The organism is Mycobacterium sp. C31M, assembly GCF_053345865.1.
The window spans coordinates 342,430-356,172 of sequence record NZ_JBKFAX010000001.1 but is presented as its reverse complement, the minus strand read 5'-3'; the positions used below and the strand labels follow the sequence as shown (position 1 = coordinate 356,172).

13 protein-coding genes are annotated in these 13,743 nt (G+C 67.4%); all 13 read left to right on the top strand.

All coding sequences use genetic code 11. The features are described from left to right. Positions 1–78: 78 nt before the first annotated feature. Positions 79–702, top strand: a complete 624-nt coding sequence (locus tag ACLBYA_RS01655) for a TetR/AcrR family transcriptional regulator (protein ID WP_447707604.1) — start codon at positions 79–81, stop codon at positions 700–702. 220 nt (positions 703–922) lie between these two features. After that, positions 923–1,702: an MlaE family ABC transporter permease gene (locus ACLBYA_RS01650; protein WP_447707603.1), complete on the top strand. Its 780-nt coding sequence runs from the start codon at positions 923–925 to the stop codon at positions 1,700–1,702. Between the two features lie 8 nt (positions 1,703–1,710). Further along, positions 1,711–2,541, top strand: coding sequence for an MlaE family ABC transporter permease (locus ACLBYA_RS01645; RefSeq protein WP_447707777.1), 831 nt, complete (start codon positions 1,711–1,713; stop codon positions 2,539–2,541). A gap of 1 nt (position 2,542) precedes the next feature. Continuing rightward, positions 2,543–4,018, top strand: a complete 1,476-nt coding sequence (locus ACLBYA_RS01640) for an MCE family protein (RefSeq protein ID WP_447707602.1) — start codon at positions 2,543–2,545, stop codon at positions 4,016–4,018. Between the two features lie 22 nt (positions 4,019–4,040). Next, positions 4,041–5,072 (top strand): virulence factor Mce family protein, encoded by a 1,032-nt coding sequence (locus tag ACLBYA_RS01635; RefSeq protein ID WP_447707601.1) that lies wholly within the window; start codon positions 4,041–4,043, stop codon positions 5,070–5,072. Beyond that, the gene (locus tag ACLBYA_RS01630) at positions 5,069–6,433 is read left to right on the top strand and encodes an MCE family protein (RefSeq protein ID WP_447707600.1); all 1,365 of its coding nucleotides are present in this window, start codon (positions 5,069–5,071) and stop codon (positions 6,431–6,433) included. The genes ACLBYA_RS01635 and ACLBYA_RS01630 overlap by 4 nt, the downstream gene beginning before the upstream one ends. Next, the gene (locus ACLBYA_RS01625; RefSeq protein WP_447707599.1) at positions 6,430–7,758 is read left to right on the top strand and encodes an MCE family protein; all 1,329 of its coding nucleotides are present in this window, start codon (positions 6,430–6,432) and stop codon (positions 7,756–7,758) included. The genes ACLBYA_RS01630 and ACLBYA_RS01625 overlap by 4 nt, the downstream gene beginning before the upstream one ends. Beyond that, positions 7,758–8,873, top strand: a complete 1,116-nt coding sequence (locus tag ACLBYA_RS01620; protein ID WP_447707776.1) for an MCE family protein — start codon at positions 7,758–7,760, stop codon at positions 8,871–8,873. The genes ACLBYA_RS01625 and ACLBYA_RS01620 overlap by 1 nt, the downstream gene beginning before the upstream one ends. 1 nt (position 8,874) lies before the next feature. After that, on the top strand, positions 8,875–10,341 hold the full coding sequence (locus ACLBYA_RS01615) for an MCE family protein (RefSeq protein ID WP_447707598.1): 1,467 nt from the start codon (positions 8,875–8,877) through the stop codon (positions 10,339–10,341). Then, positions 10,305–10,958 (top strand): Mce protein, encoded by a 654-nt coding sequence (locus ACLBYA_RS01610; RefSeq protein WP_447707597.1) that lies wholly within the window; start codon positions 10,305–10,307, stop codon positions 10,956–10,958. Before ACLBYA_RS01615 ends, ACLBYA_RS01610 begins: the two co-directional genes overlap by 37 nt. Further along, positions 10,955–11,575, top strand: a complete 621-nt coding sequence (locus ACLBYA_RS01605; protein WP_447707596.1) for a hypothetical protein — start codon at positions 10,955–10,957, stop codon at positions 11,573–11,575. The genes ACLBYA_RS01610 and ACLBYA_RS01605 overlap by 4 nt, the downstream gene beginning before the upstream one ends. 4 nt (positions 11,576–11,579) lie before the next feature. Next, positions 11,580–12,482, top strand: coding sequence for an alpha/beta fold hydrolase (locus ACLBYA_RS01600; protein WP_447707595.1), 903 nt, complete (start codon positions 11,580–11,582; stop codon positions 12,480–12,482). Further along, entirely contained in the window at positions 12,472–13,725 is a 1,254-nt protein-coding gene (locus ACLBYA_RS01595; RefSeq protein ID WP_447707594.1) for a WS/DGAT domain-containing protein, read from the top strand. Before ACLBYA_RS01600 ends, ACLBYA_RS01595 begins: the two co-directional genes overlap by 11 nt. The last annotated feature ends 18 nt before the right edge of the window (positions 13,726–13,743 follow it).

Here is a 13,743-nt window from a genome sequence, read left to right as displayed (position 1 = left end):
GACTTCCCGGCGGGGGCCTGTGACTCACGTTACTGACCGGTCGGTTGGGCGCCGAACCCGGTCTCTAGACTGCGAACCGTGCCGACCGACGATCCTGGAGCCGCCGAGCGCGACAGTATTGTCGAAGCAACGTTCGCGTGCCTGGCCGAACCGCATGACGCGCCGGTTCCGGTCTCGGCGATCCTGACCCGGGCCGGGGTTTCCAGCCGTGCCTTCTACCGGCACTACCAGTCCAAGGACGACCTGTTCCTGGCGATGCTGCACGAGGTCACCGAGCGGCTGGCAGCGAAGCTCGACGATATCGCCGGCACCCACACCCCCGACCCGACCGGGCGGCTGCGGGCCTGGCTGGACCAGATGTTCACCCTGGCCAGCGATACCAGCCTGCACCGCTACCTCGAAGTGGTCGATTGTGACGAGATGCGCTCGGCAAAGGGCTACCGGGAGGCGCGCGAGCTATCTCGATCACGGCGGGAATCGTCGCTGGTCGACATCCTGGTGGCCGGCCGAGCAGACGGCTCGTTTCCGTTGGCCGACCCGGAATCGGACGCCATCGCAATTGCGGCGCTGGTCAGCCGGGAGCTGACCTCGGCCAGGATCTTCGATCCGGCACAGATTCCGGTGTCACGGGCCCGCGTCGAGGGCTTCACGCTGCGCGCGCTGGGTGTCACCGGCAAAGCTTCCGGCGGTGTTACCGCATGACAGCGCTGCGGGCAAGGGGTGACAGCTGTTGTGGCTGTGAAATTCCTTATGTACGTTCTTCCGCATCCAAAGCGGGGCCTGTGGCCATATCGTGTCCTCACGCAGCGGGATACGCCGGCTACGCCGGCGGAGCGGGATATGCCGGCTCCGCCGGCAGCGGGCAACGTCGAAGGGATTGCATGGCAATGCGGAGATTGCGCAGCGCGGGATCGGCCCGCTGATGGCTGCGCAAGACGCCATCCCGAACATCGTCGCCAAACCCGTGCGGTCCTTCGGTGGGTTCTTCTCGATGACGCTCGACGTCTTCACCCTGATGTTCCGTCCGCCGTTCGCGTGGCGCGAGTACATCCTCCAGTCCTGGTTTGTGGCACGGGTTTCGTTGCTACCGACGCTGATGCTCACCGTCCCGTACACCGTCCTGCTGACCTTCACCTTCAACATCCTGCTCACCGAGTTCGGTGCGGCCGACTTCTCCGGTACCGGCGCAGCGCTGGGCACCGTCACTCAGATCGGGCCGATCGTCACGGTTTTGGTGATCGCCGGCGCCGGCGCCACTGCGATGTGCGCCGACCTCGGTGCGCGCACCATCCGTGAGGAGCTCGACGCGCTGCGGGTCATGGGAGTGAATCCGATTCAGGCGTTGGTCATTCCACGGGTGCTGGCCGCGACGACGGTGTCGCTGGCGCTGTCGGCGACGGTGGTTCTGGTCGGCCTCACCGGCGCCTACCTGTTCTGCGTCTACGTCCAGCACGTGTCACCGGGTGCGTTCGTGGCGGGCCTGACCTTGATCACCGGCCCGTCGGATGTGCTGATCGCACTGGTCAAGGCCGCCCTGTTCGGTCTGACGGCCGGCCTGATCGCCTGCTACAAGGGCATTTCGGTGGGTGGCGGCCCGGCGGGTGTCGGCAACGCCGTGAACGAGACCGTGGTGTTCACCTTCATGGCGCTGTTCGCCATCAACGTGGTGGCCACCGCCGTGGGCGTGAAGGCGACGATGTGACGAGCACGATGGGTGGACGGGTCCGGCGCAGCGTCGGCGGAGTTGTCGACGGCTGGAACCAGGTCGGTGAGCAGACCCAGTTCTTCGGCCGCACCCTGGTATCGATCGGCGATGTATTCATCCGGTACCCCAAGGAGCTCATCCGGCTGATCGCGCAGATGGGCCTGGGCACCGGCGCTTTGGCGATCATCGGCGGCACCGTCGCCATCGTCGGCTTCCTGACCGTCAGTACCGGCGCACTCGTGGCGGTACAGGGCTACAACCAGTTCTCCGAGATCGGTGTCGAGGCCCTGACCGGTTTCGCCTCGGCCTTCTTCAACGTCCGCCTCATCGCACCCGCCACCACCGCGATCGCGTTGTCGGCGACCATCGGTGCCGGCGCCACCGCCCAACTCGGCGCGATGCGGATCAACGAGGAGATCGACGCGCTCGAGGTCATCGGTATCCGCAGCATCGCCTATCTGGCGTCCAGTCGGGTGATCGCCGGCGTCATCGTGGTGATCCCGCTGTACTGCGTCGGTGTGCTGATGTCGTTCTGGGCGGCCAAGATCGGCACGACGGTCATCTACGGCCAATCCAGTGGCGTCTACGACCACTACTTCGACACCTTCCTCAACCCGATCGATCTCATCTGGTCGTTCGTCCAGTCGATCGCCATGGCGGTGGTGATCATGCTGGTGCACACCTATTACGGGTTCACCGCCAGCGGGGGACCGGCCGGCGTGGGTGAGGCGGTCGGTCGAGCGGTGCGCACCTCGCTGGTGATCTCGGCGTTTGTCGTCGTGCTGATTTCGCTTGCGGTGTATGGACAATCCGGCAACTTCAACCTGGCCGGGTGACATGGCAACCACGACTCGCAAAAAAGGGATCGCACCGGGCTGGTGGACACTGCTGCTGGTGCTGTTCGTCATCGGCTCGATCTGGTTGTCCTACTCGCTGTTCACCGGCAGCCTGCGCACCTACGTGCCGGTCACGCTGACCTCGGACCGGTCCGGTCTGGTCATGGAGACCAACGCCAAGGTGAAACTGCGCGGTGTACAGGTGGGCAAGGTCGTGGCGATCAGCGGCGGGGACACCGAGAGTGCCGCGCCGGTGAAGCTGCGCCTGGACATCGACCCCGACCAGATCCGGTTCATCCCGGCCAATGTCGAGGCCCGGATCCGGTCCACCACGATCTTCGGCGCCAAGTTCGTCGACCTGGTCTACCCGGACAACCCGAGCGCCGAACGGCTGCGCTCCGGACAGGTGCTGGAGTCCCAGAACGTCACCGTCGAGGTCAACACCGTCTTCGAGAACCTGGTCGGCGTACTCGACCAGGTGGACACCGCGAAGTTGAACAGCACGCTGGCCGCACTCGCCGAAGGTGTCCGCGGTCGCGGTGAGGTCATCGGCCGCGCCACCACCGACGCGAACCAGGTGCTGCTCGCCCTCAACGCGCGCACCGACACCATCCGCGAGGACTGGCAGGCACTGCGGGGCGCGACCGAGGCGTACAGCGGTGCCGCCCAAGACATCCTGGCCACCCTGGATGCGGCGAGCACCACCGCGGTTACCATCAGCGACAACGCCCGCCAGCTCGATGCGCTGCTGCTGGCCACCACCGGCCTTTCCAATACCGGCATCGAACTGCTCGCACCCAACCAGGCCAACCTGATCAAGGCCGTCAACACGCTGCAGCCGACGACCGATCTGCTGCTCAAGTACAGCCCGTCCTACACCTGCCTGTTGACCGGCGCGAAATACCTTCTCGACCATGGCGGTTACGACGCCACCGGTGGCAACGGCAAGTCCTTCATCCTGGATACCGCGCTGATGCTCGGCGACGACCCGTACGCCTACCCGCGGCACCTGCCGATCGTCGGTGCCAAGGGCGGCCCGGGCGGTAAGCCCGGTTGCGGATCGCTGCCCAACGTCGACGAGAACTGGCCGGTGCGCCAGCTGGTCACCAACACCGGCTTCGGCAGCGGTATCGACTGGCGGCCCAACCCGGGCATCTCCTTCCCGATCTACGGCAACTGGCTGCCGGTCACCCGCGCGGTGCCCGAACCGCCGAGCATCCGGAACACCTTCGGCGGCCCGGCCATCGGACCGATCCCGTACCCGGGAGCCCCGGCCTACGGCGCGCAGTTGTACGCACCCGACGGCACCCCGCTGTGGCCGGGTCTACCGCCGGCCCCGCCGCCGGGCGCCCCGCGCGAACCGGGGCCGCCGCCCCCGGGGTCGGAACCGTTCATCGTGACCAACCCGGGTGTGCAGCCCACCCCGCTGCCGCCGCGGCCGCTACCGGTGCCGGCGGCACCCGGCCCGCCATCCTGACCGCTACGAGAGAAAGCAAGCCATGAAAGACAACTTGGGAGGCGCCATCTGGCGGCTCACCATCTTCCTGGCAGTGTGTCTGCTGGGTGTCTTCGGGCTGTTCGCGATCTTCTCGCAGCTGCGGTTCGGTGAGACCGAGCAGGCCTACAAGGCCGAGTTCACCAATGCCAGCGGTATGGAACCCGGCGACTTCGTCCGGATCGCGGGTGTCGAGGTCGGCAAGGTCGGCGAAATGCACATCCGCGACGACGGCACCGTGCTGGTGAACTTCACCGCCGACTCGTCGGTGGTGCTGACCCAGGGCAGCCGGGCGGTCATCCGCTACGACGACCTGATCGGCGGCCGGTATCTGGGCCTGGAGGAGGGCGCCGGGGACACCGGCCGGCTGCAGCCGGGATCGACGATCCCGTTGGCCCGCACCGCACCCGCACTCGACCTGGACGCGCTGATCGGTGGCTTCCGGCCGCTGTTCAAGGCCCTCGAGCCCGACCAGATCAACAGTTTGTCGGGCACCCTGATCAGTGCGCTGCAGGGTCAGGGCGCCACCATCGGCTCGTTCCTCAACCAGACCGCTGCGCTGACCAACACGTTGGCCGACCGCGACCAGCTGATCGGAGAGGTCATCGTCAACCTCAACACCGTGCTGGGTTCTCTCGGCGATCAGAACGAGCAGTTCGCCAAGGGCATCGACGGGCTGAGCCAACTGGTCGACGGGCTGGCCGAACGCCGCACCGATATCGCCGACGGGGTCGCCTACGTCAACGCCGCGGCCGGCAGTATCGCCGATCTGCTGTCCGAGGCCCGGCCGCCGCTGGCCAAGACCATCACCGAAACCGACCGTGCCGCAGGCATTGTCGTCGCCGATGCGGACTACTTCGACAATCTGGTCAACACGTTGCCGGATGCCTATCAGGCCTTGGCCAGGCAGGGCATCTACGGCGACTTCTTCAGCTTCTACCTGTGCGACATCGTGCTGAAGCTCAACGGTAAGGGCGGTCAGCCGGTGTATGTGAAGGCGGCCGGGCAGAACAGCGGGAGGTGCACCCCGCGATGAAGTCCTTCGCTGAACGCAATCAGTTGGTCATCGGCGCCGTCGGTCTGACCATCGTCGCCGCCATCATCCTGGGTGCCCTGAACTACGACAAGCTGCCGTTCCTGAACCGCGGCAAGGAGTATTCCGCCTTCTTCGCCGAGGCCGGCGGTATCCGCGACGGCGCGGCGGTGCAGGTCTCCGGTATGCGGGTGGGACACGTCTCGGGGGTGGAGCTGCAGGGCCAGCAGGTGCTGGTGAAGTTCCAGGTCGACGGTGGCGTGCGCATCGGCGACCGCAGCGAGGCCGCCGTCAAGACCAAGAGCCTGCTCGGCACCAAATATCTGGAGGTCACCCCGCGTGGGGATGGCTGGCAGGACGTCACCATCCCGATGGATCGCACCACCCCGGCGTACCAATTGCCCGATGCCCTCGGCGATCTGGCGTCGACCATCAGCGGGCTGAACACCGATCAGCTCTCCGACTCGCTGCGGGTGCTCTCCGAGACGTTCGCCGACACCCCGCCGGAACTGCGGGTCGCGATCGAGGGCGTGTCCCGGTTCTCCGAGACACTCAACGAACGCGACGCCGAACTCCGCGGCCTGCTCGGCAATGCCAACAAGGCCACCACCGTGCTGGCCGAACGCAGCGATCAGATCGTCACGTTGGTGCGCAGCAGCAACGCGCTGTTGGCCGAGCTGCAGACACAAACCGCTGCGCTGGACGCCATCTCGGGCAACATCTCGGCCCTGAGTCGGCAGCTGCAGGGTTTCATCGCCGAGAACGACGAGACCATGAAGCCGGCGATCGAGAAGCTCAACGGGGTGCTCACCATCCTGGACAACCGCAAGGAACGGCTGCAGCGCTCGCTGAAGCTGATCGGTGACTACGCCATGTCGCTCGGCGAATCCGTCTCGGGCGGACCGTTCTTCAAGTCCTATGTGGCCAACCTGCTGCCCGGCCAGTTCGTCCAGCCGTTCATCGACGCCGCATTCTCCGATCTGGGCCTGGACCCGAATGTCCTGCTGCCCTCGGAGCGCACCGATCCGCAGGTCGGTCAGCCCGGCACCCCGGCGATGCCGATCCCGTACCCGCGCACCGGTCAGGGTGGCGAACCGCGCCTGCACCTGCCCGACGCCATCACCGGCAATCCAGGCGATCTGGGTTGCGGCCCACCGGGAATCCCGTTGCCCGGACCGACGGGCTGCTACCCGTACCGCGAGCCGCTGCCCGCGCCGCCCCCGGGTGGACCACCGCCCGGTCCGCCGGCGATCGCCCCGCCGGGCATCGCCTCGACCCCGACCCCGCCGGGTCCGGTGCTGGTTCCCGCACCGGGTGAGCCCGTGATGCACGGCGGCGGCGCACAACCGGGAGTGGGCCAGTGAGCGCACCTTCCAAGTACACGGCCGGACGCGCGACGCTGGCCCTGGTCCTCGTGGCGATCTTGGCCACCGGTGTCTACCTGGTGGTACGCACCACCGACACCCTGAACCGGGTCAATGTCGTCGCGTACTTCGACAGCAGCAACGGCATCTTCGTCGGCGACGATGTCGTCATCCTCGGTGTGCCGGTGGGCCGGATCGACAAGATCGAGCCCGAGCCCCAACGGGTCAAGATCTCGTTCTGGTACGACGGCAGCCACAAGGTGCCCGAGAACGTCAACGCGGCGATCCTGTCGCCGATGCTGGTGACCTCGCGGGCAATTCAGCTGACCCCCACCTACTCGGAGGGGCCGGTTCTGCAGGACAACGCCGTCATCGCGCAGGACCGCACCGTGGTACCGGTCGAATACGACGACATCCGCGAACAGTTGCACCGCATCACCGAGACGCTGCAGCCCACCGAGCCCGGCGGCGTCAGCGAGCTCGGCGCGTTCATCAACACCGCCGCGGACAACCTGCGCGGCCAGGGCGCGGATATCCGCGCCACCTTGGTCAAACTGTCCCAGGCGATCTCGGCGGTGGGTGATCACAGCACCGATGTGTTCGCCACCGTGAAGAATCTGTCCATCCTGGTGTCGGCGCTGCAGGACAGCACCGATGTGATGCGCGCGCTCAACCAGAACCTGGCCTCGGTCACCGGCACATTGGCCGACAACCCCGACGAGGTCGGCACGGCCATCCAGGATCTGTCCGACACCGTCGGCCTGGTGCAGAACTTCGTGGCCGACAACCGCGAAACCCTGGGCACCACATCGGACAAGCTCGCCGGGGTGACCACGGCGCTCAACGAGAGCCTCGCCGACGTCAAGCAGTTCCTGCACGTGGCGCCGACCAGCTTCCAGAACTACATCAACATCTACCAACCGGCCCAGGGCGCGGTGTCCAGCGTCCCGGTGATCAACAACTTCGCCAACCCGATCAGCTTCCTGTGCGGTGCGGTGCAGGCAGCCTCCCGCCTCAATGCCGAGCAGTCCTCGAAGCTGTGCGTGCAGTACCTCGCACCGATCGTCAAGAACCGGCAGTACAACTTCCTGCCGATCGGGCAGAACTTGGGCGTCACCGCCTCGGCCCGGCCGAATGAGCTGACCTGGAGCGAGGATTGGCTGCGTCCGGACTACATCCCGCCCGCCGGTCCGCCGCCGCCCGCTGCACCCCCGGCAACCCCGGCCCCGCCGCTACCCCGCCCGCCGCTGGCTGCGGAGATGGCCGCACCCACCAACCCGGCCGCCGGGTTGCCCGGAATGATGGTGCCGGGAGCCGGATCATGATGCGCGTACGCATCGTCGGCGCGGTGCTGATCGTCGCGGCCGCCGCCACCGGCTGCTCTTGGAAGGGCCTGAACTCCGTTGCCCTGCCGGGCGTGGAGGGCCGTGGTCCGGGTGCGTACACCGTCCAGGCGCAGATGCCCGATATCGACCACCTGTCCCCGAACTCGCGGGTGCGGGTGGGCGATGTGACCGTCGGCAATGTCACCGGCATCGAACGGCAGGGTTGGCACGCACTGGTCACCATGAGCCTCAACGGGGATGTGGTGCTGCCGGCCAATGCGACGGCGACCCTGGGCCAGACCAGCCTGCTGGGTTCCCAGCACATCGAGCTCGCGGCACCGACCGAGCCGCAGGGCCGGCTCCAGGCCGGATCGGTGATCCCGCTGGAGAACAGTGGTGCCTACCCGACCACCGAGCAGACGTTGGCGGCGATCTCGTTGCTGCTCAACGGCGGCGGGCTGGGCAACGTCCAGGACATCACCGCGGCATTCAGTCAGGCGTTCACCGGCCGGGAAGCCGATCTGCGCAGCTTGATCGAGCAGCTCGACAAGTTCATCGCCTACAACAACGACCAGAAGGACGACATCATCGCCGCGGCCGAGAGTCTGAACTCTCTGGTCGGCCAGGTCGCCGAGCAGAAGCCGGTGGTGGACAAGGCATTGCAGACGCTGCCGGAGGCCCTCGAGGTGCTCAAGGACCAGCGCGACACCCTGGCCGAGGCGCTGGTGCAACTGGGCCGGTTCAGCGCGCTGGCCGCCGACTCGACCAACCAGACCCGCGAAGCTCTGGTCGCCGAGCTGAAAGCCCTTGGACCGACCCTGGAATCGCTGGCCAACGCGGGCCCGGCGCTCACCCGCGGGCTGAGCTTCCTGACCACCTACCCGTTCCCGAAGGAAACCATCACCAACTGGATGCGTGGCGACTACGCCAACCTCACCCTGGTCGTCGACCTGACGCTCAGCCGAATGGATCAGGGGCTGTTCACCGGTACCCGGTGGGAGGGCGACCTCACCGAGCTGGAGATGCAGTGGGGCCGCACCATAGGCCAGCTGCCCAGTCCGTACACCGCGGTGAATCCGCTTGTCGCGCCGTACCGCTGGGATCAGGGGCGCTGACATGGTACTGACCAAGAGAATCCTGCTGCAGATGGCCGTTTTCATCGCCATCTCGATCATCGCCATCGGCATCATGGCCTTCAGTTACATGCGGCTGCCCAATCTGTTGTTCGGCGCCGGGCATTACCGCGTCACCCTGGAGCTGCCCGAGACCGGTGGGCTCTACGAGCGCAGCAATGTCACCTACCGCGGATCTCAGGTGGGCCGCGTCGAGCAGGTCGGACTGACCGAGCGGGGCACCGTCGAGGCGACGTTGTCGCTGACCTCCAGCGTGCCGATTCCGGCCGATCTGGATGCGGCCGTGCACAGCCAGACCGCGGTCGGTGAGCTGTTCGTCGAGCTGCTGCCGCGCACCGCCGACGGCCCGGAATTGCGCGACGGGGATGTCATCCCGCTGGATCGCACGTCGGTGCCGATGGACGTCAACACCCTGCTCGACGCCACCAACCGCGGGCTGCAGGCCATCCCGGGCGATAACCTGCGCACTGCGGTCGACGAGGCCTACCTGGCCGTCGGCGGGCTGGGCCCGGATCTGAACCGTCTGGTGAAGGGTTCGACGGCGTTGGCCATCGACGCCCGGGCCAACCTCGATCCGTTGACCGCGCTGATCGATCAGTCGAAACCGGTGCTGGACAGCCAGACCGACACGGCCGGCTCCATCCAGGCGTGGGCCTCCAACCTGGCGACCGTGACGGCCGAACTGCGTGAGCACGACAGCGGAGTACGCGGAATCCTTGAGCGCGGCCCCGGCGCCGCCGATGAGGTCCGGGCCCTGCTGGACCGGCTGCAGCCCACACTGCCCATCGTGTTGGCCAATCTGGTCAACGTGAACGAGGTGGCCATCGCTTACCAGCCGGCAATCGAACAGCTGCTGGTGCTGCTGCCGCAGGGCACCGCCACCACACAGGCCACCGGTACCGCGAACCGGCACACCAAGCAGGACTACAAGGGCGCCTACCTGAACTTCAACCTCAATCTGAACCTGCCCGGACCGTGCACCACCGGCTTCCTCCCTGCGCAACAGCAGCGGGTCGCCGCACTGGAGGACTATCCGGACCGCCCGGCCGGCGACCTGTACTGCCGTATCCCGCAGGACTCGCCGAACAACGTGCGCGGCGCCCGCAACCTGCCGTGTGTCACGGTGCCCGGCAAGCGTGCCCCCAGCGCCGCGATGTGCGAGAGCAATGAGACCTACGTGCCGCTCAACGACGGCACCAACTGGAAGGGCGACCCGAACGCCACACTGTCGGGCCAAGCCGTCCCGCAGCTGCGCCCGGGCCAGCAGCCTGCGCAAACAGCACTCGCGCCGGCGGCGGAACCGCCGCCGCTCGCGGCCGCTGAATACGACCCGGCAAGCGGCACGTACGTTGGACCGGACGGGCAGATATACACCCAGTCGAATCTGGCCCGCACCGCGAACGAGGAGCAAACATGGCAGACGATGCTGCTACCCCCACCGGGGCGGTAAGCGAGTCCGCAGAAGACACCTCACCGACGACCGACGACGCCCTCGCCGAGGTTGATGTCGCGGCCGAAGAAGTCGAGGATGTCGAGGACTTTGACGAGGCGACCGGTGTGGCCGACGCGGACGACGGTGGGCGATCGCACCTGCAGTTGGCGACCATTCTCGGGCTGGTCGTGGTGGTCGCGCTGGCGGGTCTGGTCGGCTGGCTGGGGTTCCGGACCTATGAGTCCCAGCAGCTCGACGCCAAACGCGAGTTGTTCCTTCAGGTCGGCCGCCAGGGGGCGATCAACCTGACCACCATCGACTGGGAGCATGCCGAGGCCGATGTGCAACGCATACTGGACTCGGCCACCGGCACGTTCTACGACGATTTCCAGCAGCGCGCCGCACCGTTCATCGATGTGGTGAAGCAGGCCCAGTCCAAATCGGTCGGCTCGGTCACCGAGGCCGGCCTGGAATCCGACACCGATGCCGAGGCCAGGGTGCTGGTCGCGGTGACCGTCCAGACCTCCAATGCCGGTGCCGCCGAACAGCAACCACGACTGTGGCGCATGCGTGTCACCGTGCAGGATGTCGGCGACGACCAGGTGAAGGTCGCCAACGTGGAGTTCGTGCCGTGACCGAGAACAAGCCCGAAACCGAAGCCACCGACGTCGAATCGACCGCGGTCGCACTCGACGACACCGTCGAGAGCACCGAACCGGCCGAAGCGCCGGAAGAGGCCACGGTGGATCCTGCCCCGGTCAAGCAGGGCATCCAGTGGGGTCGTGTGTTGGCCTACGGCATCCTGCCGGGCCTGGCGCTCATTCTCGGCCTGGTCGCCGGTTACCTGAAGTACGAGGACAATTCGGTGCGTGACGGGGACCTCGCCCGCATCGAGACCGTGCAGGTGGCCCGCGACAGCACCATAGCGCTGCTGTCGTACAAGCCCGATACCGTCGAACAACAGCTCACCGATGCGCGCGGCCTGCTGACCGGTTCGTTCGCCGAGGCCTACACCGACCTGACCACCAACGTCGTCATCCCGGGTGCCCAGGAGAAGCAGATCTCCGCGGTGGCAACCGTTCCGGCCGCCGCGTCGGTATCGGCGGATCCGACCAACGCCGTCGTGCTGGTGTTCGTCAACCAGACCGTCGTCGTCGGCGCGGACGCCCCGACCGACACCGCCTCCAGCGTGCGGGTGACGATGGAGCGCCACGGCGACCGTTGGTTGATCTCCGGTTTCGACCCGGTGTAACCCGATGGCCATCGAGGTCGTCACCGACGATGTCACGCTGCGCACCCTGACCTGGGGTGACTGGGACAACGTCGACGCGCCGATCGCGGTGTGTCTGCACGGTTTTCCCGATACCGCGCACGGCTGGCGTGAGGTGGCACCGCGGCTGGCCGACGCCGGCTGGCGGGTGGTGGCACCGTTCATGCGGGGTTACGCGCCGTCATCGCTGTCGGCCACGGGCAGCTATCACGTCGGAGCTCTGATGGATGACGCGCTGCGGGTACTGGAGGCCGCCGGGCCCACCGGACGCGATGTGTTCATCGGTCACGACTGGGGCGCGATCGCCGGCGCCGGTATCGCTGCGCTGCCGGATAATCCGTTCAGCAAGGCGGTCGTCATGTCGGTGCCGTTGCCTGCCGCGTTCCAGCCGCTGGGCCGCGTGCCGCAGGCCGGCCGGTTGGCTGCCCGATTGCCGCGGCAGTTGCTGCGCAGCTGGTACATCATGTTCTTCCAATTGCCCTGGCTCCCGGAGCAATCCGCAGCGCGGATCGTCCCGAAGCTGTGGCGCGACTGGTCGCCGGGGTACGACGGTGCCGACGACGCGCGACGGGTGCTGGACGCCATCGGTACCCCGGCGAACTGGGCGGCCGCGCTGGGCTACTACCGGGCCACGGTCCGCAACAGCGCACCACCGCAGCGTTACGCCGACCTGCACGAACTGTGGTTGCAGTCCCCGGTGTTGCCGACGCTCTACCTGCACGGCAGCGCAGATGGCTGCGCGTCATCGGATTACCTCGAATGGGTGCGCCGGGTGCTGCCCGACGGCAGTGCGGCCCATGTGGTGGACGGTGGCGGACACTTTCTGCAGCTCGACCGACCGGAGGCCACCGCGGCACGCATCCTGGACTTCATCGGAAGTGCCCGCTAACCGGCTGACCGCGGCCGACGCCCAGATGTTCTGGATGTCGGCCAAGATGCCCAATGACACCTTCCTGCTGTATGCCTTCGAGGGGGTACCGGCCGACCTCGATGCGGCCATCGCCCAACTGATCACCAATGCGCGCACCAGCCCGGATCTTTCGCAGCGCATCGGCGACGAGTCCCGGTGGCGGTACCCGGCGTGGGTGCCGTTCCGGGTCGACGCTGCCGGGTTCACCGTGCACGATGCGGGGCTGTCGTGGGCCGACTGTCTTGCCGCTGTGACCGGGCTGGTCGACCATCAACTCGATCCGCGTGAGATTCCCTGGCGGCTCTACGTATTTCCCGGTGTCGACGGTGTGCCCGGCGTGGTGGGACCGGCGACGGTGGCGGTGTTGCAGATCACCCATGCGCTCGGCGGCGGTGGTCGGACCTGCGGCCCGGCCGCCATGATGTTCGGTGGTGCCGTGCAGGTGGCGCCGGTGACCCCGATGTACGGCCACCCGGTGCTGCTGGCATGGCGCAGTGTGCAGGCCGCCCGCGCGCACCGGAACCTGCTGCACGACACCGAGACCGGTCGAGTGCCGGCCGCGACGCCGCCGCGACGGCCGTTGCGGACCAATGACGAGCCGACCGGGACGCGCACCATGCGGACCATCGTGCTGGACCGGGCTCAACTGGCCGGTGCGACGGTGACGGTGAGCGCGTTGGCGGCGATCTCCGCGGCGTTGGCCGCGCAGTTGACCGCGCTCGGTGAGGACACGTCGACGCTGGGTGCTGAGGTCACCATGGCCAAGGCCGGCCCGCGGCGGGCCTACAACCACTTCGGAACCGTCGGCATCGGCCTGCGCCCGGAACTCGCGGTGCCGCAGCGCCGGGAGGCGATCGCCGCGGATCTGGCCGACCGGCGCGCACGGGCCGCGCACCCGGCGATGCTCGCCGCCGAACGGGCGTTCGCGGCCACCCCGGCGCCGTTGTTGCGCTGGGGGATAGGCCAGTTCGATCCGTCGGTCCGGCCGGCCGAGGTGACCGGCAACGCGGTGGTCTCGAGCGTGAACTGCGGGGCGGCGGACTTTTCCTTCGGCGGTGCACCGGTCCGGATGGCCGCGGCCTTCCCCGGGCTCTCGCCGATGGTGGGATTGACACATTGTGTGACCGGCGTGGGCGACACGGTCAGCATCAGTGTGTTCGCGGCCGAGTCGGCGATCGGCGATATCGATGAGTACATCGGGCGATTCTCACGCGCGATTTGAGGAGTTTTTGTCGGACTC